Source organism: Rhizobium sp. WSM4643 (genome assembly GCF_025152745.1).
Taxonomy (GTDB): Bacteria; Pseudomonadota; Alphaproteobacteria; order Rhizobiales; family Rhizobiaceae; genus Rhizobium; species Rhizobium leguminosarum_I.
In genome coordinates this window covers 1,928,429-1,950,067 of the sequence record NZ_CP104040.1, presented here as the reverse complement: position 1 = coordinate 1,950,067, position 21,639 = coordinate 1,928,429, and the positions used below count along the sequence as shown (strand labels likewise).

The 21,639-nt window shown below is 59.7% G+C and carries 19 protein-coding genes; 6 read left to right on the top strand and 13 right to left on the bottom strand.

Going from position 1 to position 21,639, the window contains the following annotated elements:
- Positions 1 to 70: 70 nt before the first annotated feature.
- The 12 genes from glmU to pcsA all read right to left on the bottom strand — a co-directional run bounded on the left by glmU (position 71) and on the right by pcsA (position 13,672).
- Positions 71 to 1,432: a bifunctional UDP-N-acetylglucosamine diphosphorylase/glucosamine-1-phosphate N-acetyltransferase GlmU gene (gene glmU, locus N1937_RS09915; protein WP_260058502.1), complete on the bottom strand. Its 1,362-nt coding sequence runs from the start codon at positions 1,430 to 1,432 to the stop codon at positions 71 to 73.
- Positions 1,433 to 1,596: 164 nt separating this feature from the next.
- Positions 1,597 to 2,382 (bottom strand): FadR/GntR family transcriptional regulator, encoded by a 786-nt coding sequence (locus N1937_RS09910; protein WP_260058500.1) that lies wholly within the window; start codon positions 2,380 to 2,382, stop codon positions 1,597 to 1,599.
- A 16-nt stretch (positions 2,383 to 2,398) separates the two neighbouring features.
- Positions 2,399 to 3,367 carry a galactofuranose ABC transporter, permease protein YjfF gene (yjfF, locus tag N1937_RS09905; RefSeq protein ID WP_162118620.1) on the bottom strand — a complete coding sequence of 323 codons (969 nt, stop codon included), beginning with the start codon at positions 3,365 to 3,367 and terminating at the stop codon, positions 2,399 to 2,401.
- A 5-nt stretch (positions 3,368 to 3,372) separates the two neighbouring features.
- The gene (locus N1937_RS09900; RefSeq protein WP_260058499.1) at positions 3,373 to 4,377 is read right to left on the bottom strand and encodes an ABC transporter permease; all 1,005 of its coding nucleotides are present in this window, start codon (positions 4,375 to 4,377) and stop codon (positions 3,373 to 3,375) included.
- Positions 4,374 to 5,897 (bottom strand): galactofuranose ABC transporter, ATP-binding protein YtfR, encoded by a 1,524-nt coding sequence (ytfR, locus tag N1937_RS09895; RefSeq protein ID WP_260058497.1) that lies wholly within the window; start codon positions 5,895 to 5,897, stop codon positions 4,374 to 4,376. Before ytfR ends, N1937_RS09900 begins: the two co-directional genes overlap by 4 nt.
- Before the next feature lie 218 nt (positions 5,898 to 6,115).
- Positions 6,116 to 7,078 (bottom strand): galactofuranose ABC transporter, galactofuranose-binding protein YtfQ, encoded by a 963-nt coding sequence (gene ytfQ, locus N1937_RS09890; RefSeq protein WP_162118623.1) that lies wholly within the window; start codon positions 7,076 to 7,078, stop codon positions 6,116 to 6,118.
- A 145-nt stretch (positions 7,079 to 7,223) separates the two neighbouring features.
- The gene (locus N1937_RS09885) at positions 7,224 to 8,300 is read right to left on the bottom strand and encodes a BMP family ABC transporter substrate-binding protein (protein WP_222291050.1); all 1,077 of its coding nucleotides are present in this window, start codon (positions 8,298 to 8,300) and stop codon (positions 7,224 to 7,226) included.
- A 52-nt stretch (positions 8,301 to 8,352) separates the two neighbouring features.
- Entirely contained in the window at positions 8,353 to 9,273 is a 921-nt protein-coding gene (locus N1937_RS09880; RefSeq protein ID WP_017964260.1) for an ABC transporter permease, read from the bottom strand.
- The gene (locus N1937_RS09875; protein WP_260058494.1) at positions 9,270 to 10,355 is read right to left on the bottom strand and encodes an ABC transporter permease; all 1,086 of its coding nucleotides are present in this window, start codon (positions 10,353 to 10,355) and stop codon (positions 9,270 to 9,272) included. Before N1937_RS09875 ends, N1937_RS09880 begins: the two co-directional genes overlap by 4 nt.
- On the bottom strand, positions 10,345 to 11,913 hold the full coding sequence (locus N1937_RS09870; protein ID WP_260058493.1) for an ABC transporter ATP-binding protein: 1,569 nt from the start codon (positions 11,911 to 11,913) through the stop codon (positions 10,345 to 10,347). The genes N1937_RS09875 and N1937_RS09870 overlap by 11 nt, the downstream gene beginning before the upstream one ends.
- A 39-nt stretch (positions 11,914 to 11,952) precedes the next feature.
- Complete coding sequence (locus N1937_RS09865) at positions 11,953 to 12,933, bottom strand: quinone oxidoreductase family protein (protein WP_017964257.1); 981 nt, start codon at positions 12,931 to 12,933, stop codon at positions 11,953 to 11,955.
- A gap of 10 nt (positions 12,934 to 12,943) precedes the next feature.
- Positions 12,944 to 13,672, bottom strand: a complete 729-nt coding sequence (gene pcsA, locus N1937_RS09860) for a phosphatidylcholine synthase (protein ID WP_026154145.1) — start codon at positions 13,670 to 13,672, stop codon at positions 12,944 to 12,946.
- A 355-nt stretch (positions 13,673 to 14,027) separates the two neighbouring features.
- Here pcsA and N1937_RS09855 point away from each other — a divergent pair, with 355 nt between their 5' ends.
- The gene (locus N1937_RS09855) at positions 14,028 to 14,840 is read left to right on the top strand and encodes a ferredoxin--NADP reductase (RefSeq protein ID WP_017964255.1); all 813 of its coding nucleotides are present in this window, start codon (positions 14,028 to 14,030) and stop codon (positions 14,838 to 14,840) included.
- A 50-nt stretch (positions 14,841 to 14,890) separates the two neighbouring features.
- Here the strand turns inward: N1937_RS09855 and N1937_RS09850 are convergent, their stop codons facing one another.
- Positions 14,891 to 15,505 carry a GntR family transcriptional regulator gene (locus N1937_RS09850; protein ID WP_260058491.1) on the bottom strand — a complete coding sequence of 205 codons (615 nt, stop codon included), beginning with the start codon at positions 15,503 to 15,505 and terminating at the stop codon, positions 14,891 to 14,893.
- A 252-nt stretch (positions 15,506 to 15,757) separates the two neighbouring features.
- Between N1937_RS09850 and N1937_RS09845 the strand changes: the two genes are divergently transcribed.
- The 5 genes from N1937_RS09845 (at position 15,758) to N1937_RS09825 (ending at position 21,637) form a co-directional block, all read left to right on the top strand.
- Positions 15,758 to 16,711, top strand: a complete 954-nt coding sequence (locus N1937_RS09845) for a LysR family transcriptional regulator (RefSeq protein ID WP_260058489.1) — start codon at positions 15,758 to 15,760, stop codon at positions 16,709 to 16,711.
- A 163-nt stretch (positions 16,712 to 16,874) separates the two neighbouring features.
- The gene (locus N1937_RS09840; RefSeq protein ID WP_222383990.1) at positions 16,875 to 17,888 is read left to right on the top strand and encodes an amino acid ABC transporter substrate-binding protein; all 1,014 of its coding nucleotides are present in this window, start codon (positions 16,875 to 16,877) and stop codon (positions 17,886 to 17,888) included.
- 50 nt (positions 17,889 to 17,938) lie between these two features.
- Complete coding sequence (locus N1937_RS09835; RefSeq protein WP_260058488.1) at positions 17,939 to 19,126, top strand: amino acid ABC transporter permease; 1,188 nt, start codon at positions 17,939 to 17,941, stop codon at positions 19,124 to 19,126.
- A 1-nt stretch (position 19,127) separates the two neighbouring features.
- Positions 19,128 to 20,267: an amino acid ABC transporter permease gene (locus N1937_RS09830; RefSeq protein ID WP_026154142.1), complete on the top strand. Its 1,140-nt coding sequence runs from the start codon at positions 19,128 to 19,130 to the stop codon at positions 20,265 to 20,267.
- Between the two features lie 143 nt (positions 20,268 to 20,410).
- A complete protein-coding gene (locus tag N1937_RS09825) occupies positions 20,411 to 21,637 on the top strand; it encodes a MalY/PatB family protein (protein WP_260058487.1) in 1,227 nt (408 codons plus the stop codon).
- Positions 21,638 to 21,639: the final 2 nt, after the last annotated feature.

Here is a 21,639-nt window from a genome sequence, read left to right as displayed (position 1 = left end):
TAACGATTCCTGCTTATTTCTCAATCACCTCGGCGGTCACTTTCAATTTCCGCCGGTTACGCAAGGCCGGTCAGGCTTTCGCCTTCTTCGCCGCCTTGATGGCAAGCGCACGCTCGCGCAGCAGCGTCGCACGGCCGGGCTTGATCTCTTGCCGAGCGCGGCCGAGCGCCAGCGCGTCGGCCGGAACATCGACGGTGATGACGCTGCCGGAGGCGATATAGGCGCCGTCGCCGATCGTCACCGGCGCGACCAGCGAGGAATTGGAACCGATGAAGGCGTTTTCGCCGATCACCGTCTCGCTCTTGTTGACGCCGTCATAATTGCAGGTGATCGTGCCGGCGCCGATATTGCTGCCGGCGCCGATGACGGCATCGCCGATATAAGTCAGGTGGTTGACCTTGGCGCCCTCGCCGAGCCTGCCGTTCTTGACCTCGCAGAAATTGCCGACCTTCGAACCGGTACCGAGATCGGCGCCCGGCCGCAGCCGCGCGAAGGGACCGACGGTCGCGCCCTGGCTGACATGAGCGCCTTCGATATGTGAGAAAGCATGAATGACGGCGCCGCTGTCGATCACAGCACCAGGCCCGAAGACGACGTTCGGCTCGATCAGCGCATCCTGGCCGATGGCGGTATCGTAGGCGAGAAAAACCGTTTCCGGTGCGATCATGGTGACGCCTGAAAGCATCATCTGGTGGCGGCGGCGCTCCTGCCAGAAACGCTCGATGACGGCGAGTTCGGCACGGGTGTTGCAGCCGGTCATCTCGATCTCAGGAGCATCGACCGCGGTGACGCGTCCGCCGAGCGAACGGGCAATCTCGACGAGGTCGGTCAGATAGAATTCACCCTTGGCATTGGCATTGCCGATGCGCGAGAGAAGATCGAGCGCCTTGCTACCGCTAATCGCCATCAGCCCGCTGTTACACCAGGTGACGGTGCGCTCGGCATCGGTCGCGTCCTTTTCCTCGCGGATGGCAATGAGTTCGCCGTCCTTGACGAGCAGGCGGCCGTAGCCGGTCGGGCGGTCGGTGTGGAAGCCGATGACGACGACGTCGCTGCCGTCGGCAAGGCCCTGGCGGGCGGCCTTGAGCGGTGCGTCGGTCTGCAGCGGCACGTCGCCATAGGTGACGAGGATATCGTCATAGCCCTTGGCGATCGCTTCGCGCGCCGCCAGCACCGCGTGGCCGGTACCGAGGCGTTCCTTCTGCAGACAGGATTCGATGCTGATGCCGGCGATGCTTGCCGCCTTTGCCACGTCCTCGGCGTCACGGCCGACGACAAGGGCGACGGACGAGATGCCGGCAGAGGCGACCGCCTCGACCACGTGGGCGATCATCGGCCGTCCGGCGACCGGATGCAGCACCTTTGATTTCGAGGATTTCATCCGCGTGCTGTCACCGGCGGCAAGGATGACGGCAAGACAAGTGCGTTCCATGATTTGCTCCGCGAATCCGCGCCACGAGGCGGCTTTATCGCCTCATACTGCATAATTCCCTAAATCGGAATCGATTTAAGGATAAATTATGCAGCCATTCGAAGCGCTGCAGCGTCCTTTGCGCCTCTCGAAAAGATGCGCGGCGCTGCAGACAAGAACAGCCTTCACAAAGGTGAAATTGCGCTCGAAATCGACCCTGTGACGGCGTCGGAACCGCGGGCCGCGAAGGCTTCATGCACATGATGGCGGCCGTCCAGGATGACGTCTTCCATCGCGCGGCGCGCAGCACTGCTATCGCCGGACACGATCGCATCTACGATGCGCATATGAGTGTCGGCGATATTGGCGAAGCCGTTTTCGGTTGGTGGCGTGCTCATCCGGAACATGCCGACGAGGGCTGCTTCGATGAGGCTGCCCAGTGTCCGCATGAAGGGATTATGCGAGGCTTCGGCGATCGCCAGGTGAAAACGAAGGTCGGCGAGTGCCAGGCTGTCGGCCGTATGACCAGCCGCCGCCATCTCGAGCGCCAGCCCGCGCAGCATCTCGATATCCTCGGCATTCGCCCGCTCGGCGACGAGACCGGCGGCGAAGGGTTCGAAGGCGAGACGAATATCGTAGAGCTGCAGCAGAAACTCTTCCGTCACGCCGTTGTCGAAGTGCCAGGCGATGATCTCGCTGTCGAACATGTTCCAGAGGTTCTTCTCGGTCACACGCGTGCCGACCCGCGCCTTGGCGACGACCATGCCCTTGGCGGCAAGCGTCTTCATCGTCTCACGCAAGACGGTGCGCGACACTTTAAAACGCTGCGCCAGTTCCGTATCGCCCGGCAGAATCGAGCCAATGGGATAGGTGCCGGCGACGATCGCCTTGCCGAGTTCGTCGACGACCTGGGCGTGGCTCGTCCGGGTTCTGCGCCCCGTCTTGCGTGTCTCGTCCAATTTGTAGCGCAAGCGATCCGTCTCCCCCTCAGGCGTACCTCTTGTTCAGACTGGAAACGAACAGGATGGCTTTCTGCATCAGGATGAATGCAAACAGCAGAAGGCCAATCAGGATCTTGGTCCACCAGCTCGACAGCGTGCCGTCAAAGGTGATGTAGGTCTGAATGAGCCCTTGGATCAGGATACCGATCAAGGTTCCCGCCACGAATCCCGCTCCTCCGGTCAGCAGCGTCCCTCCGATGACCACCGCCGCGATAGCATCGAGTTCGACGCCGACTGCTGCAAGAGAATATCCAGCAGAGGTGTACAGCGAAAAAACGATCCCGGATAGGCCTGCAAGAAATCCCGACAGCGCATAGATCTGGATTGTCGTGCGGCCGACCGGCACACCCATCAGCCGCGCCGTCTGCGCGCCGCCGCCGAGTGCATAGACGTTGGTGCCGAAGCGGGTGCGCTGGGCGATGAAGATGCCGACCGCAAAGACCAGAAGCATGATGCCGCCGATCAGCGTCAGCCGCCCGCCGCCGGGCAGACGCCAATAGAGGCTCGTCAACGTCGAATAATATTCGTGATCGATCGGGATGCTGTCGATCGAGAGCACGAAGGCCATGCCGCGCGCCAGGAACATGCCGGCGAGTGTGACGATGAAGGCCGGCATTTCGAGATAGTGGATGATTGCGCCCATGACCGCGCCGAAGGCGGTGGTGATGACGAGCACAATCGTAAAGGCAAGCAGCGGATGGATCGAGGTCTTCTGCAGGATGACCGCGAGGAAGACGCCGGTGAAGGCAATGACCGATCCGATCGACAGATCGATACCGCCGGAGATGATGACGAAGGTCATGCCGACGGCGGCAATGCCGAGAAAGGCATTGTCGGTCAGAAGATTGCCGATGACGCGGGTCGACAGCATGTTCGGATATTGCAGCGTGCAGCCGGCATAGGCGAGCACGAAGATGACGACGGTCGCCAGCAGCGGCAGGTATTTGGAGTTCATTTCGGCTACTCCCTTCCGCCCTGCCGGCGGCTGGCGAAGATGGCCAGCGATTGCACCGCCGGCGACTGGATGACGAGGATGACGATAATGATGACCGCCTTGATGATCAGGTTGAATTCAGGCGGGAAACCGGAAGACAGGATGCCGGTATTCACAGCCTGGATGATCATTGCGCCGATCAGCGATCCGAGAATGCTGAAGCGGCCGCCGAGCAGCGAATTGCCGCCAACGACGACGGCGAGGATCGCGTCGAGTTCCAGCCAGAGACCGGCATTGTTGGCATCGGCGCCCTTGATGTCGGCGGCGACGATGATGCCCGCGATCGCGGCACACAGCCCGCTCAGCATATAGACGGCCATCAGCAGCACCGGCGTTTGAATTCCGGACAGCGTGCTGGCGCGGCGATTGATGCCGACGGCTTCGATCAGCATGCCGAGTGCGGTGCGGCGGACGAGCAGGATGACGAGCAGGCCGACGAGAAACCAGATGACGACAGGCATCGGCAGCAGGGCCATGGAACCGCTGCCGAAGAAGGTCAGCCCATCATCGTTGAAGGTCAGGATAGCGCCCTCGGTGATCAGCTGGGCGATGCCGCGGCCGGCGACCATCAGCACCAGCGTGGCGATGATCGGCTGGATATTGAGGACTGCCACCAGGAAGCCGTTCCAGACGCCGCAGGCAAGCCCAATCGCAAGTGTCAGGATAATGGTGTAGGCCACTGAATTTCCTGAAACAATCGACGATGCAGCGACGGCGCCGCAGATAGCCACGACCGCCCCGACGGACAGGTCGATGCCCTTGGTGGCAATGACCAGCGTCATGCCGATCGCCAGCAGCGCCACCGGCGCGCCGCGATTCAGCACGTCGATGAGGCTGCCATAGAGGCGCCCGTTTTGAACCACGACATTAAAAAACTGCGGCGACGTTATGAAATTCAACAAGAGAATGACAACGAGCGCGATCAATTGCGGCGCCAGGCGATAGGCCAGCGCATTCCGGGAGGACCTCATGCTTCCTCCGTCTTGTGCTCGGCGGCAGCGATGGCATCGACGATGCCGGCGGCGGTGATACGTTCGCCCGTCAATTCGGCGATATGCTGCCGGTCGCGAAGCACGATGACACGTGAGCTATAGGCGACAAGCTCTTCAAGTTCCGATGAAATTACGATCAATGACATGCCTTCGGCGCAGAGCTGTTCGATGAGCCGGATGATCTCTGCATGGGCGCCGACATCGATGCCACGGGTCGGCTCGTCGAGGATCAGAAACTTGGGATTGGTCGCCAGCCAGCGGGCAAGGATCGCCTTCTGCTGGTTGCCGCCGGAGAGCAGCCGGATCGGCTTTTCGCGGTCGGTGGTGCGGATATCGAGCGCCTTGATGTAGCGGTCGGCGAGCGCATTCTGCTCGGCGCGCGAGAGCGGCCGGGTCCAGCCGCGGCGCGCCTGCAGGGCAAGGGCGATGTTTTCCCTGATCGACAGGTCGCCGATGATGCCATCGGTCTTGCGGTCCTCGGGGCAGAAGCCGAAGCCCTTTCCAATCGCGGCGCGCGGGCTGGAGAGCGTCACCGGCCGGCCGTCGATCGTGGCGCTGCCGCTGTCGGCGTGTTCAACGCCGAAGAGCAGTTCGGCGGTTTCGGTACGGCCGGAGCCGAGCAGTCCGGCAATGCCGACTACCTCGCCGGCGCGTACATCGAGATCGAAGGGCTTGACCTTGCCACGCTTACCGTAGCCTGCGAAGCGGTACCGGACCTCACCGGCGGCAAGGCTATGCTCGCGCACAGTCTCCTCGACATGCGCGAGTTCCCGGCCGAGCATCATGGCGATCAGGCCCTGGCGCGGCAGATCGGCGGCATCACGGGTGCCGACGAGCTTGCCGTTGCGCAGCACGGTAATGCGGTCGCTGATCGCATAGACCTGCTCAAGAAAATGGGTGATGAAGACGATGCCCAGGCCGCGCTTCTTCAGGTCTTCGATGATGCGGAAGAGCAGCGCGACCTCCTGGTTGTCGAGACTTGCCGTGGGCTCGTCGAGGATCAGCACCTTGCCTGAGAGATCGACGGCGCGGGCGATGGCAACCACCTGCTGGACGGCGACGGAAAAACGGCCAAGTTCGGCGGTAACGTCGATATCGATGCCGTAACCGGTGAGCAGATCGCGCGCCTGGCGGTTCATCGCGCGCATGTCGGTCATGCCGAACCGTCTTGGCTGGCGTCCGAGAAAGAGATTTTCGGCGACGCTTAAATTGGCCAGCAGGTTGACCTCCTGGTAGACGGTGCCGATGCCGAGCTTCTGGGCGGCGAGCGTATTGGCCGGATTGATTTCCTGGCCGTCGAGCGCCAGGCTGCCCTCGTCACGATGATAGGCGCCGGTGATGCACTTGATCAGCGTCGACTTGCCGGCGCCGTTCTCGCCCAGCAATGCGTGCACCTCGCCTCTGCGGAGCGTGAAATCGACCTTATCCAGCGCCACCGCGCCGGGAAAGAATTTCGATATTCCGGAGGCCGCGAGAACGTTCTCGAAATCGTGAGTCATAAGGGTCAGTTTTCCTGATATTGACGGCAAAAGCCGCGCCGCGGCCGGACATGATGTCCCAAGGCGGCGAGGCAGTTCCGCACCGGTCCATGACGGGCCGGTGCGGTTCTACAGCGCCCCTCGTCTTTTCAGACACCGACGCTGTAGCGCTTTGAATTGCTGCATGATCTATCCTGAAATCGATTCAGACCTCAGGAATTATGCAGTGTCAAATCAGATCAGTAGCCCTGGCCCTTCTTCTCTTCGTAGACCTTCATCGGGTCGTCGGCAGGCGTGTAGAGCTTCGACTCGGTCTGGATCCACTTGGCCGGAGCCTTCTTGTCCTTCAGATAGGCTTCGAGCGCATCGAAGGCCGGACCTGCCATATTCGGCGTCAGCTCGACCGTGGCATTGGACTCGCCTTCGGACATGGCTTTGAAGATATCGGGCACGGCGTCGATGGAGACGACGAGGATATCCTTGCCGGGCTTCAGGCCGGCTTCCTTGATCGCCTGGATGGCGCCGACGGCCATGTCGTCGTTATGGGCGTAGAGAGCGCAGATATCCTTGCCGCCATTCTCGGCCTTTAGGAAGCTTTCCATGACTTCCTTGCCCTTGGTGCGGGTGAAGTCACCGGTCTGGCTGCGAACGATCTTGAGGTTGTCGTGGCCGGCAAGGGCCTCTTCGAAGCCCTTCTTGCGGGCGATGGCCGGCGATGAACCGGTGGTGCCCTGAAGTTCAACGACATTGCACTTCTTGTCGCCGACGGTCTTGACCAGGAAGTCGCCTGCGACCTTGCCTTCATGGACCAGATCCGACGTAACAGCCGTCAGGTAGAGATCGTCGGGAGCCTTGATGGTACGGTCGAGAAGGATGACCGGAATCTTGGCTTCCTTGGCTTCCTTGAGAACGTCGTCCCAGCCGGTTTCGACGACCGGAGCAATGAGAATGGCATCGACGCCCTGAGCAATGAAGGAGCGCAAAGCCTTGATCTGGTTTTCCTGCTTCTGCTGCGCATCGGCAAACTTCAGATCGATGCCGCGCTTCTTGGCCTGCTCCTTGGTCACGGTCGTTTCAGCCGCACGCCAGCCCGATTCCGAGCCGATCTGCGAGAAGCCGACAGTCAAACCACCGGCCGAAGCCGAACCGAACATGCAGGCAGCCAGAATCGTGGCACTCAAAAGTGCAGTCTTCAATTTCATGATTTCCTCCCAATGCCGCATCTCGCGGCGCAGGGTCAAAAAATCATATAGTATTACTTTTGTAAATCGGAATCTTGGGATGCATTGCAGCAAAAAAAAGAGCGCCCACGAGGGCGCTCTTCGCATTTGCGAGATGGCTACGGGACTATTTACCCGGCAGCTTATCGTCGACGCCTTCGACATAAAAGTTCATGCCGAGCAGGGTGCCGTCATCGGCCTTCTCGCCGGCCTTCAGCCAGGGCGTTCCGTCCTGCTTGTTGATCGGTCCGGTGAAGGGATGCAGTTCGCCTGATTTGATCTTGGCTTCGGTTTCCTCGGCCATCTTCTTCACGTCATCGGGCATGTTGGTATAGGGCGCCATCTTCAGGATGCCGTCCTTCAGGCCGTCCCAGCTCTGCTCGGACTTCCAGGTGCCATCCAGAAGAGCGTGAACGCGCTTGGAGTAGTAGGCCCCCCAAGTGTCGACGATTGCCGTCAGCTGAGCCTTCGGGCCTGCTGCGATCATGTCGGACGCCTGGCCGAAGGCGTGGATGCCGCGTTCTTCGGCAACCTGCATCGGCGCGGTCGTGTCGGTGTGCTGCGTCAAGACGTCGACGCCCTGGTCGACCATCGCTTTGGCGGCGTCGGCTTCCTTGCCGGGGTCGAACCAGGTGTTGACCCAGATGACCTTCAGCTTGAAGTTCGGATCGACCGACTTGGCGCCCTGCTCGAAGGAGTTGATGCCCATGACGACTTCGGGAATCGGGAAGGACGCGATATAGGCTGCGCCGTGATTCTTCGAGGTTTTCGCGGCGATCTGGCCGAGGATGTAGCGACCTTCATAGAAGCGCGAATTATAGGTCGCGAGGTTAGGGCCGGTCTTGTAACCGGTGCCATGTTCGAACTTGACCTTCGGGAACTTGGCGGCGACCTTCACCGTCGCATCCATGAAGCCGAAGGACGTCGTGAAGATCAGCTTGCAGCCGGAACGGGCAAGGCGCTCGATGGCGCGCTCGGCATCCGGGCCTTCCGGCACGTTTTCGAGATAAGGCGTATCGATCTTGTCGCCGAACTCGGCCTGGACCTGCTGGCGGCCGAGATCGTGCGCCTGCGAATAACCGCCGTCAGTATGCGAACCGACATAGACGAAGCAGACCTTCGTCTTGTCCGCGGCGTGAGCGGCGGAAGAGATGCCGATCACGGCGGCGGCCGAGGCGGCAAGTGTGAATGCTAACTTCTTCATGGGAACCCCTGTTGGTTTGAAGTTATTGCGGAAACCCGTCTTTGTTGTTGCTTTATCGCTCCGGCACGAAGGCTTTTCCGAGCGACGCTGGCGTATTGATCAACGTCGTGCGGCGATTATGGGAAATGATGATGAGAACCACAATAGTCGCGGCGTAGGGCAGCATCGAAAGAAACTGCGAGGGAATGCCGAGACCGAAGGCCTGCGCGTGAAGCTGCAGGATGGTGACTGCGCCGAAGAGATAGCCGCCGGCAAAGACCCGCCACGGCCGCCAGGAGGCGAAGACCACCAGCGCCAGCGTGATCCAGCCGCGGCCGGCTGACATGTTCTCGGCCCATTGCGGGGTGTAGACGAGCGAAAGCTGCGCGCCGGCAAGACCGGCGCAGGCGCCGCCGAACATCACCGCCAGATATCGCGTGCGGATGACATGAATGCCGAGTGCGTGGGCCGAACCGTGATTGTCGCCGATCGCCCTGAGCTTCAGCCCGGTCCGGCTGCGAAACAGAAACCAACTGACGCCGACCACGAGCGCGATCGACAGGTAGAAGATCAGGTCCTGCCTGAAGAGAACATGGCCAACGACCGGAAGATCCGACAGGACCGGAATGACGATCTCTCCCAGCCGGATACCGGGCATGCCGACATAGGCTTCGCCAAGCATGCCTGAGGCGCCGAGGCCGAGAAGGGTGAGCGCCAGACCGGTCGCCACCTGGTTCGCCACCAGGGTCAGCGTCAGGAAGGCAAACAGAAGAGAGAAAAGCGCGCCTGCCGCAATGCCGCAGACGATGCCTACATAGGGCGAGCCCGAGATCTGCGCGCCGGCAAAGGCGGCAACCGCGCCCATGATCATCATGCCCTCGACACCTAGATTGAGAACGCCGGAACGCTCGGCCACGAGTTCACCGAGTGCGGCGATGACGAGCGGCGTCGAGGCGGTGATGACAGTCAGCAGAATGGCTTCGAAGATGCTCATGCCACCCTGCCCCTTAGCCGCGACCAGACAATGCGGATTTTGTAATAGATCAGCGTATCGCAGGAGAGCACGAAGAAGAGCAGCAGGCCCTGGAAGACGCGGGTGACCTTGTCGGAAACGCCGAGCGAAAGCTGGGCCGCTTCGCCACCGAGATAGGTCAGCGCCAGCACCAGGCCTGATGCGATGATGCCGAGCGGATTGAGGCGGCCGAGGAAGGCGACGATGATGGCGGTGAAGCCGTAGCCCGGCGAGATCGCCGGCTGCAAATGGCCGATCGAGCCGGAGACCTCGGCTATCCCGGCAAAACCGGCAAGAGCGCCCGAGAAGAGAAAGCTGAACCAGATCATCTTCTTCGACGAAAAGCCGGCAAAGCGCCCTGCCCGCTCCGATTGACCGAGCACGACGATCTCGAAGCCTTTCAGCGTATAGCGCATCATGAACCAGACACCGATTGCGGCGATAATGGCGAAGATGAAGGCCCAATGGGCGCGGCCGGACTCTTCCCAGATCGCCGGCAGCACGGCCTCCGGTGCGAAATCACGGGAAACCGGAAAGTTGAAGCCCTTCGGATCGCGCCAGGCGCCGCGAATCAGCCAGTCGAGGAAGAGCTGGGCGATATAGACCAGCATCAGGGACGTCAGGATCTCGTTGGTGTTGAAATGCGCCTTCAGCAGCGCCGGAATGGCGGCGAAAAGTGCACCGCCAAGCGCGCCCAGTATCAGCATCAGCGGCAGCACGAGCGGCGAATGCCAGTCGTAGAAGACGATCGGCAGATAGGAGCCGGTGATGGCGCCGATGGTGAACTGGCCTTCGGCGCCGATATTCCAATTGTTCGAGCGATAACAGATGGCCAGGCCGACGGCGATCAGGATCAGCGGAGCGGCCTTGATCGCCAGTTCGTGCAGCGACCAGACCTCGAGCAGCGGCTCGACGAAGAAGGCGTCGAGTGCGGCGATCGGGTCCTTGCCGAGCATGGCGAACATGATGGCGCCGAACACCAGCGTCAGGACAAGGGCCAAGAGCGGCGAGACGAAAGCGAAGAGCTTCGAGACGTCGGGGCGTTTTTCGAGTTCAATGCGCATGGGGCGCCTCCGGAGCAGAGCTGCTCTCGTGCAGGCCGCCCATCAGTAGGCCGATCCTTTCCCGTGTCAGTTCGCCCGCCGGGAACGGGCGGGAAAGACGGCCTTCGCAGATGACGGCAATATCGGTCGCCACCTCGAAGATCTCGTCGAGATCCTGGCTGATGACGACGACGGCCGAACCGGCTCTTGCGAGATCGACAAGCGCCTGGCGGATGCGGCTTGCCGCCCCGGCATCGACGCCCCAGGTCGGCTGGTTGACGACGAGCACCGCCGGCTGGCGATCGAGCTCGCGGCCGACGATGAACTTCTGCAGGTTGCCGCCGGACAAGGAGCCGGCGGCCGGGTCATCGCCGCTCTTGCGGACATCCATGGCCTCGGAAATGCGCCTTGCGGCGGATTTCACCGCAGCGTGGCGGATGATGCCGAGCAGGCCCAGAAATGCCTTGCGGTCCGACTGGTTGCGGGCAAGGACGAGATTGTCCGACAGTTTCATGGTAGAGACGGCGGCATGGCCATGGCGCTCCTCCGGCACGAAGCCGGCGCCGAGAAGACGGCGGGCGGTAATGCCCTGATTGCCCACGTGCTTCTTGCGGATGACGATCGCCTCGGCCGAGGCGACCGGATATTCGCCGGACAATGCGTCGAAAAGCTCGCTCTGCCCGTTGCCGGCGACACCTGCTATGGCGAGGATTTCGCCGGAGCGGACCGCCATCGACACATCGCGCAGCGGCATGGCGAAGGGGGTGCGCGGCGCGACGGAAAGGTTGGCGACGGCAAGCTGCACCTCGCCTTTGTCGCTGCGCTCCGGATGCGTGACGGTCGCCACCTCGCTGCCGACCATCATGCGAGCGAGCGAGGCCGGCGTTTCATGTTTGGGATCGCAGGCGCCGGTCACGCGGCCATGGCGCAGCACGGTGGCGCGATCGCAGATACGCTGCACTTCTTCCAAGCGGTGGCTGATATAAAGAACCGAACGCCCCTCGGCGCGCAGCTTGAACAGCGTCTCGAACAGCTTGTCGGCCTCCTGCGGCGTCAGCACCGAGGTCGGCTCGTCGAGGATGATGAGCTTCGGGTTCTGCAGCAGTGCACGGACGATCTCGATACGCTGGCGCTCGCCGACCGAGAGATCGGCGACATGGGCATGCGGATCGAGAGGCAGGCCGTAGGCGACCGACAGCGCCCTCGCCTCCTCGGCGATTTTGTCGATCGGGATGGCGTCATCGAGCGATAGGGCGATGTTTTCGGCAACCGTCAGCGCCTCAAACAGCGAGAAATGCTGGAAGACCATGCCGATGCCGAGCTTGCGGGCTTCCCCAGGCGACGTGATCGCCACCGATTGGCCCTGCCAGAGGATATGCCCGTCCGTCGGCTCGAGAACGCCGAACAGCATCTTCACCAGGGTGGATTTGCCCGCACCATTTTCGCCGAGAAGCGCATGAATTTCGCCCGGCGCGATATCGAGATCGATTTCATTGCAGGCGGCAAAGCCACCGAAGAACTTCGTCAGCTTCTGAACCGATAATAACGCACCGGAATCCGGCACATTCAATGGCGACACGTTCCCCTCATTTCTTCTGCCAACCGGTCCGTTCGGATCTCATGGAATCAGCAGCGTCGTTCCTGTTGTTTTTCTTGTTTCCAGATCCGCGTGAGCCTGCCCAACGTCACGCAGCGGATAGGTTTGATTGATATTGATACGCACTTTGTTGCTTTGCACAATATCAAATAGCGCTTTCGCACTGTCGATCAGCTCCCTGCGCGCGGCGATGTAGGTAAAGAGTGTCGGCCGCGTCGCAAAGAGCGAACCCCTCTGCGCCAACATCGCCAGGGTGAAATTCTCGATCGGGCCGGAGGATTGGCCGAAGGAGGCAAAAAGGCCGCGCGGCTTCAGACAATCGAGCGACTGTGGAAAAGTATCCCGGCCGATCGAATCGTAGACGACATCGACGCCCTTGCCGCCGGTGATCTCACGAACACGGTCGACGAAGCTGTCGCTCTTGTAGTTGATCACATGGTCGTAGCCATGGGCGAGCGCCAGCTCGATCTTGTCTTCAGAGCCTGCCGTGCCGATGACGGTGGCGCCGAGCGCCTTTGCCCACTGGCCGGCGATCAAGCCGACCCCGCCGGCAGCCGCATGGAACAGCAGGACCGTCTCAGGGCCGACCTTGAAAGTGCGGTTCAGAAGATATTCGGCGGTCATGCCCTTCAGCATCATCGCCGCCGCCGTTTCGATTTCTATGCCGTCAGGCACATGCACCAGATGACGCGCCTCGATATTGCGTTCAGCGCTGTAGGCACCGTCGGCGCTGGCATAGGCGACACGGTCGCCAACCTTGAAATCCTCGACGCCGGGGCCGACCGATGTCACGGTGCCGGCGCCCTCCTTGCCGGTGACGAAGGGCAGATGCGGGGTATTGTAGGTGCCGTTGCGGAAATAGACGTCGATGAAATTAAGCCCGACCGCCGCCTGTCTGATCTGCACTTCGCCCGCCGACGGCGGCGGAAGGTCGATCTCGACATAGTCGAAAACCTCCGGCCCGCCCGTCTTCGAAAATGAAACAGCCTGCGTTTTGGTCATCTTGCCTGTCCTATGCTTCGCGTCCAAGGGCGGGGAAGAATTGCAGCACCGCGCCGATGACGTAAAGATAGGCTCCGGTCACGATAAAGAGAATGAGCGCCCATTCGGGCGTGTCGAAATGCATCAGCAGCGAAAAAATGCCGAGCGCAGACCACAGGAAAAAGACGCCAAGATTGAGCGGGCGCAGCCTTTTGACCCGGACCGGGTGAAGGAAATTGATCGGCAGGAAGGTCAGCACCACCGAGACGATGACAACGGTGAGCGCCGTGGTGGCGCTGGCATCGATGACGAACAGCGTGAAGACGATCATGTTCCAGACGACGGGGAAGCCGGAGAAGAAATACTCATCCGTCTTCATGCCCATATCGGCATAGTAGATGGCGCTGGAGACGACGATCATGCCGGCGGCGGCGAAGGACCAGGGCTCGCCGATCATGCCGCTCTGATAGAGCGCGAAGGCCGGCAGAAGCACATAGGTGACGTAATCGATGATATTGTCGAGCGTATCGCCCGACCAGTTCGGCAGCACTTCCTTGACACGCACCTTGCGGGCGATCGGCCCGTCTATGCCGTCGACGAGAAGGGCGAGACCCAACCACCAGAACATGTCGATGAAGCGGTGCTCGGCGGCGGCAACGACGCCGAGAAAGGCAAGGAAGGAGCCGGAGGCCGTCAGAATATGGACGGAAAAGGCGCGCATCTCCGCATAAGGAACACGCTTGTAGTTGAAAATCTTCATATTCCCCGACCGCCCTATCGCGCTCGCCCCGGCAAGCATCTTTTTTCACCACCATCGCCGGACCCTGTTGCTGAATCGGGTTCGACGTCGTAGGTCTTTGTTGTCGCACCATTTTTGCCGAAAACCGGCATCCGTTTCCGGCGTGCTGCTCTAATATGCATCCTTTGCCGGGCTTCGCCAGCGGGAAATACGACATTCTCCGCCCGCCTCCGGTCGGCCATTGAATCCTGACCATGACATGCATATTTCCCTTTAGAAGCGTCGCGTGGAATGGAATGCCTTTAATTCCGGCCGGATTTGTAATATCTCGCTCGCATTCGAAAGTTCATCCGACGAAACGGGATCCGCTACCGAAATGAACGCGCCTGCAAAGACCGAAGACTTCGCCTCGTCCATCCCCGCCGGCGTCTATGCCGAGACGGTGCTCGATGTCACGCACTATACCGACCGGCTCTTCCGCTTCACGATGACCCGGCCGCAGGGCTTCCGTTTCCGTTCCGGCGAATTCGCGATGATCGGCCTGATGGTCGAAGGCAAGCCGGTGTTCCGCGCCTATTCGATCGCCAGCCCCGCCTGGGCCGAAGAGCTTGAATTCTTCTCGATCAAGGTGCCGGACGGTCCGCTCACCTCCCATCTGCAGGCGATCAAGCCGGGCGACCAGGTGCTGATGCGCAAGAAGCCGACGGGCACGCTGGTGCTCGATGCGCTAACGCCTGGCCGTCGTCTCTACATGTTCTCGACGGGAACGGGCATTGCGCCTTTCGCCAGTCTGATCCGCGATCCCGAGACCTATGAGAAGTTCGAGGAAGTGATCTTAACCCATACGACGCGTGATGTCGCCGAGCTGAAATACGGCTTTGACCTTGTGCACGAGATCCAGAACGACGAGTTGCTGAAGGAAGTCGTCGGCGACAAGCTGCGCCACTATGCGACCGTCACGCGCGAGGATTTCGAATATCGCGGCCGCATCACCGATCTGATCTCTTCCGGCAAGCTGTTCACCGATCTCGGCGTGCCGCCGCTCGACCCGGCGATCGACCGCGGCATGATCTGCGGCTCCTCGGCCATGCTGAAGGACACCAAGGAGCTGCTCGAGAAGGCCGGCCTCAATGAAGGCGCCAACAGCAAGCCCGCCGAATTCGTCATCGAGCGCGCTTTCGTCGGCTAAAGCATTTCTAACAATCTGATCTGTCAACGGCTCCGGAAACGGAGCCGTTTCTACGCGTGGCTGAGATAATCGATCAGCAGCGCCGTGGTAGCGCGCGCCTCATCCGGCCTGCCCTGATGGATGGCGCGAATGACGGCGACATGCAGCGCGATGGCACGATCCATGCGCTCCGGGCTTGCCTTGGAGTACCAGAGGCGACGCGAATGCGTCTGCACCGGGCCGAGCGCTGCCGTGATGAAGCCGTTCGGGCAGGCATCTTCGAGGACTTCGTCGAAGGCCTTGTCGGCGGCAAAGAAGCCGGCGAGATCGGCGCTGACAGCGCATTCCTCCATCGCGCGGGCGCAGTCGAGGAGGCGCGCGCGCTGCTCGTTGCTCGCATGTTCGGCGACGAGTCTTGCCGCGATCGGCTCCAACTCGCGGCGCACCTGCATGACATTGCGATGATCCTCAGGCGCGATCTCGGCCACCTGCAGCCCGACGCGCGGCTTGACCAGGATCAGCCCCTGCCAAGCGAGCTTTTGGATCGCCTCGCGCACCGGCGTACGCCCATGGCCCGCCATATCGATCAGCTGCTTCTCAGTGACCAGCGCGCCGGGCTTCAACGCCAGCGTCACGATCAGATGCTCCAGCGCCAGATAGGCAAGATGGCTCTGTGACGTCTGCATGCAAACAACCGCTCCCCCACTGATATATCAAATCCTGGCATGCTGGAAACCGCACGGCAAGCCGTACTGATAAATGAATGGAGGGTCTCAAGATTGAGTGCTCCGAGGAAGAGGTGTTCTTCGTGGCAGAGCGGACCGGCGGTCCGCGCCATTGAATCTCGAACAGAATTTGACCCCTTGTCACCTTACGGTTGTCATGCGCCTGGCGAAATGCTTCGATGCTCCTCATGAACCGGTTTCATGGAGCTCGCAATGTCTCCCGACAACGTTGACCTTAATCTCCTGCGCGTCTTGGATGTGCTGATGCGGGAAAGGAGCGTTACGCGCGCTGCCGATCAATTGGGCCGGACCCAATCCGCGGTCAGTCACTCGCTCTCGAAGTTGCGCATCATATTTAAGGACGAGCTGTTCACACGCGACGGCGGATTGATGAGGCCCACGCCTCGCGCATTGGAGCTTATCGGGGACCTATCTGACTCTCTCGGAAAAATTCGCGGTGTGATTGGGCGGTACAATGTCTTCGACCCTGCAACGACAGAACGAAAGTTTCGCGTGGGGCTCACTGACTATCATGCGATGATCTTCGTCCCGGGTCTTATTCGAGAATTCTCCAGACAGGCGCCATATGCGACGCTGAATGTCATACCCGCCAACCGGGCTGAAGCTGAAAGCGCAGACTACTTCCGCCAAGTCGACTGCACTTTGACGGGCGCGAGTCTGAAGGACGACCCCAACCTGACTAAAACCGAGCTCGGACAGGACAGAATCCTGTGCGCTGTTTGGAGTGGTAGCCAGATCGCCAGGTCTCCATTAGGTTTGGAGCAGTATCTTTCGGCATCTCACCTTCAAATTTCCGCCGATGGTCTATCTGAGGGTTTGGCAGATGGTGCACTTAAAGAGCGTGGGCTTAGGCGAAAGGTCGTCGCAACCATTTCAAACTACTTAGTGATGCCGTTGGCGCTCAGGGGGACGGACCTGATCACGCATTGTGGCGACGGCATTTTTCAGATTCTTGACGAAGCAAACCAGATTACACTTCTCTCGCCGCCCATACCCATTCCTTCCGTCAGCGCAAGTCTCGTGGTTCACCGGCAGATGGCTGCCGATCAGGGAATCCTTTGGTTGCGTCGCCTTATAACTGAACTGTATCACGCGGCTCAAATCAGCAAAAATGAAGCCATATTGGCAACCAACGTAGTCGCGTGACGAGGAATGCCAACTAGGCGATCAGTTTTGACGCATTCATCCGGGTTCAGTGCTCTGATATTGTATGAATTTCATTCATAAATGGGATGTCGACAATCAATTTGACAGATTGGCCTTCAGCCAGTCACCCTCTTTGGCAGAATTCAAAAAAGGGGATCCTCCAATGCGAAATTTAATCGCCGGTATTCTCGGCGCGGCAATTGCCGCTTCTGCATATCCCGTTTGGGCGGGAACCTTGGACGATGTCAAAGCAAAGGGCTTCCTCACATGCGGAACGAATCCGGCAACGGCGGGTTTCAGCGTTCCTGACAACGATGGGAAGTGGACAGGCTTCGTCGTCGACTACTGCCGCGCCGTGGCCGCTGGCGTTCTCGGCGATGCAACGAAGGTCAAGTTTATCCCGCTCAACGCCAAGGATCGGTTTACCGCGCTCCAATCCGGTGAGATCGACATCCTGGCCCATAATGCGACGTGGACGTCCTCGCGAGACACTTCCCTCGGCATCATCTTCGCTGGCACTTATTTTTATGATGGCCAGGGCTTCATGGTTCGCAAGTCGGAGAATATTCAGTCCGCTAAGGGTCTGGACGGCGCATCAATTTGCGTCTCGCAGGGGACTACCGCCGAATTGAATCTGGCCGACTATTTCCGCATCAACGGCATGACCTATAGTGCCGTCGGTTTTGCTGATGAAGAGGCTGTCATCAAGGCTTATGAGGAAGGACGTTGTGACGTTTTCTCCGCAGACACTTCGAGCCTGAACGCTGCGCGTATCCGTATGGCGAAGCCCGACGAGAACGTCGTGCTCCCGGAAATCATTTCGAAGGAGCCGCTGGGGCCCGCCGTCCGCCAAGGTGACGACCAGTGGCTGAACATCGCCAAGTGGACTCTCAATGTCATGCTTGCCGCAGAAGAGTTCGGCATCACCTCGAAAAACGTCGACGAGAAGAAAAATTCCGCCGATCCGAATATTCGCCGCCTCCTGGGCGTCGAAGGAAGCTTCGGCAAAGACGTCGGGCTCGGAGAGACCTGGTCTCAGGACATCATCAAGCAGGTTGGCAATTATTCCGACGTTTTCGAGCGTTCGATCGGCAAGGAATCTCCCTTGAAGATAGAACGTGGTGTGAATGCGCTCTGGAATGCCGGCGGCCTTCAATACGCACCTCCCATCCGTTGATACGAGGCCGCCAGGAGAATCGGCGGCCTCTTCCTAGTTGGGAGGAACCAATGGTTGACATTTCTCTGTCTATGCATGTGCGTAGCACCTTCTCGATCTATGACAAAAAGGTTCGCGGAATCGTCTATCAAGCTGCCTTGGCTGTAAGCTTGGCGGTGGTCCTCGCGGCGATTACAACCCAAACTGTTTCGAACATGAAACGGCGCGGCATTCCTCTTAGCTTCGACTTCTGGAAACAGACTGCAGGCTTCCAGATCAATCAGACGCTGATCCCCTACGACACCCTGTCCACCTATGGACAGGCCTTTTGGGTTGGCGTGGCAAACACACTCCTGGTCAGCGTAGTGGGAATCGTACTTGCCACAATCATTGGTTTCCTGATCGGCATTTCACGCCTTTCCAGAAACTGGATAGCAGCCAAGGTCGCGACCTCCTATGTCGAAGTCATTCGAAATATCCCGCTGCTGCTTCAGCTTCTGTTCTGGTACAACGCAGTCTTGAAGCCGCTGCCTGCGCCAAAGGCATCGATCTCCCTTCCCGGGGGAATCTACCTCAACAATCGTGGGATCATAATGCCCACGGTTGAGCTTCAGGCGGGCGCCGGCTGGGTAGGTGTGGCAATCGTCGCCGGGGTGGCTGTCGCGATTGCGTTCGGAGCCTACGCGCTGACGTTCCAGAAGCGAACAGGCAAGCAGCTTCCGGTCCTCCTTGTCACGATACTCGCTCTCGTCGGGCCGCCACTGCTTGCTTGTGTAGCCGCGGGCAGCCCCTGGACCTTCACCTATCCGGAGCTGAGGGGTTTCAACTTCCGTGGGGGCCAGCAGATCTACCCTGAGTTCGCGGCCCTGCTCATCGGCCTTTCTGTCTACACGGCGTCATTTATCGCGGAAATCGTTCGCGGTGGCATTCAAGCCGTTTCCAAAGGACAGACAGAAGCGGCCCACGCGCTCGGTCTCCCACAGGGCAAAACATTGCGACTGATTGTCATCCCGCAGGCTTTGCGGATCATCATCCCGCCTTTGACCAGTCAATATCTGAACTTGATCAAAAACTCGTCGCTTGCCGTTTTCATTGGTTATCCCGATCTCGTTCAGGTCTTTGCCGGCTCCGTACTCAACCAAACGGGGGCGGCGGTGCAGGTGATGGCCATAACGCTCGGGGTCTATCTCGTCATCTCCTTGAGCACATCGGCCGCCATGAACGGCTTCAACCAACGTTTTGCGCTCGTGGAGCGATAAGATGAATGAAACTCTTCATGTGCCGGCTGCATATCGATATGAATACATTCCTGCTGTCGCTCCGCCGCCCGGAATCCAGCCCGGCCCTATGACTTGGGCACAGAAGAACCTGTTCTCCAGTCCCTTCTCATGCCTTTTAACCGTGTGTTTCACCGGGCTGGCGGTTTGGCTCGTTTGGCAATTCCTGAGCTTTGCCTTGATAAATGCCGTGTGGAGCGGTGACAGCGAAACCTGCCGTGCCAATCCAGACGGCGCATGCTGGTCGTTTGTCGCCGCTAAACTGAACTATCTACGGTACGGCGCATATCCGGCAACCGAGCGCTGGCGGGTCGACGTAACGCAGCTGATTGGTGCTGCCTTGGTCGGGTGGCTCCTATGGCGGAGCGCCCCATGTCGCAACATCGCAGCACTGCTGTTCTTCGGAATTTATCCCATTGTGGCGTTTGCGCTGCTTCGTGGTGTGGAAACGATTGGTCTGCCGGTCATAGACACAACGCTATGGGGCGGAATGATGATCACGCTCTTGATGTCCGTTGTAGGGATCGTGTTTTCGCTGCCGCTTGGGATCATCCTCGCACTCGGCAGACGTTCTGAGCTTCCAATCGTCAAGGCCGTCTGTGTCTTCTATATCGAGATTGTCCGAGGCGTACCCTTTATCACCGTGCTCTTCATGGCGAACTTCATGATGCCTCTGTTTGTGCCTGAGGCACTAACGCCCGATAGACTTTTGCGCCCAATGATTGGCACTGCCCTCTTCTCGGCGGCTTACATGGCGGAAGTAATTCGTGCCGGGCTGCAGGCTATCCCCAACGGCCAATATGAAGGGGCTCAGGCCCTGGGCGTCGGGTACTTCACGAGCATGAGGCTCGTCATCCTGCCTCAAGCGCTCGCGATCGTCATTCCCGGCATTGTTTCGACGTTCATTGGACTTTTCAAGGACACGACGCTCGTCGCGATCGTCGGCATAGCAGACTTTCTGCGAGCAGTCGAAACCGCCCGTATCGATCCGAACTGGGCGGGACCGACTATCTCGTCAACCGGTTATCTTTTTGCGGCGGTTATCTACTGGATCTTCTGTTTCGGGATGTCTCGCTATTCCATGTCCGTGGAAAGTCATCTCGCGCGCGCTCACAAATCATAGGAAGTGCGGATGTTGAACAATCCGAAGTAAACGCCGCTGGCGACATCACAGCCGCCGCCGGGCAGTTCCTGCGACAAATCCTGAGGTGATTGTCCCGCTCTTTCAATGCGCGGCTTGCGCACACAAATACTAGGACTCAAACGATGACACAGTCCCATGCACCGGCGACCAGGAAACTGGGCGCCGAGGAGACGAATTTTGACGTTGTTCATGACCGCAGCCAATTCGGTTCGGCGAAATGGGCCAATCAGTGGGACGAATTCTCTCCCCGCGTCCAGGGCGACGGATTGATATCGCTCTGGACGGCCGACATGGATTTTCGTGCGCCGGAACCGGTGATTGCACGCCTGCGCGAGGCCGTTGATCACGGCATCTATGGCTATACCAAGCGCGATCCGCACCATTACGAAATCATAAAGTCCTGGTTCAAGCGCCGCCACGGCTGGAATGTGGATGTCGAGACGCTGCTTCCTGCTCCGGCAATCATGCCCTCCGTCGCAGCTATCTTGCGGACCTTTACCCAAGCCGGTGACGGCGTCATCGTCCAGGCACCAGTCTATTCTCCATATTTCCAAGTCGTCCGCGAGAATGGCAGGAAGCTCCTGATCAACCGCCTGAGACTTGCGAACGGTGCCTACGAGCTCGATCTGGAGGATTTCGAACGGCAAGCTGCGAACGGCGCCCGCGCGTTTTTATTGTGCAATCCGCACAACCCTGCCGGAAAGGCCTGGACACGTGAGGAGCTGAAGAGCCTTGACGCCATATGTGAGCACTACGGCATCCTGGTCATCTCCGACGACATTCACTGCGACATTCGACTAAGCGATCGCCCTCATATCGTATTCTCCTCTCTCGGTGACGCCGCGGCGGCAAAATCCTTCATCTGCACAGCACCGACCAAGACATTTAATTTGGCCGGTGTACCTGCGGCTACAGTTTCCGTCGCTGACCGGAAACGTCGCGAGGAGCTGTTCCAGGTCATGCAAGCATCGTTCATGCTGAACGCTCATTATTTCGGACGGCTGGCTCTTGAAGTCGCATATAGCTCGGGCGATCAATGGCTCGACAGCCTTACACCTTATGTTCGCGAGAACGTCGATCTCGTCTCGGGCGTAGCGGGCAACAATCTTCCGGGTATCACACCGATGCGACCCGACGCGTCATATCTGGTCTGGCTCGACGCGCGAGAGTTGGACGAAAAGGTGGAAGGAATCCATCGATTCTTCGTCGAACGGGCCGGGGTCAACCTCTACGATGGGCGCGTCTATGGGCCGGGTGGAGAAGGATTCATCCGCCTAAACGTCGGTTGTCCGCGCTCAGTCCTCAAGGAAGCGCTCGGGCGCATGGCACGCGCCCTCGCAGCGCTATAGCG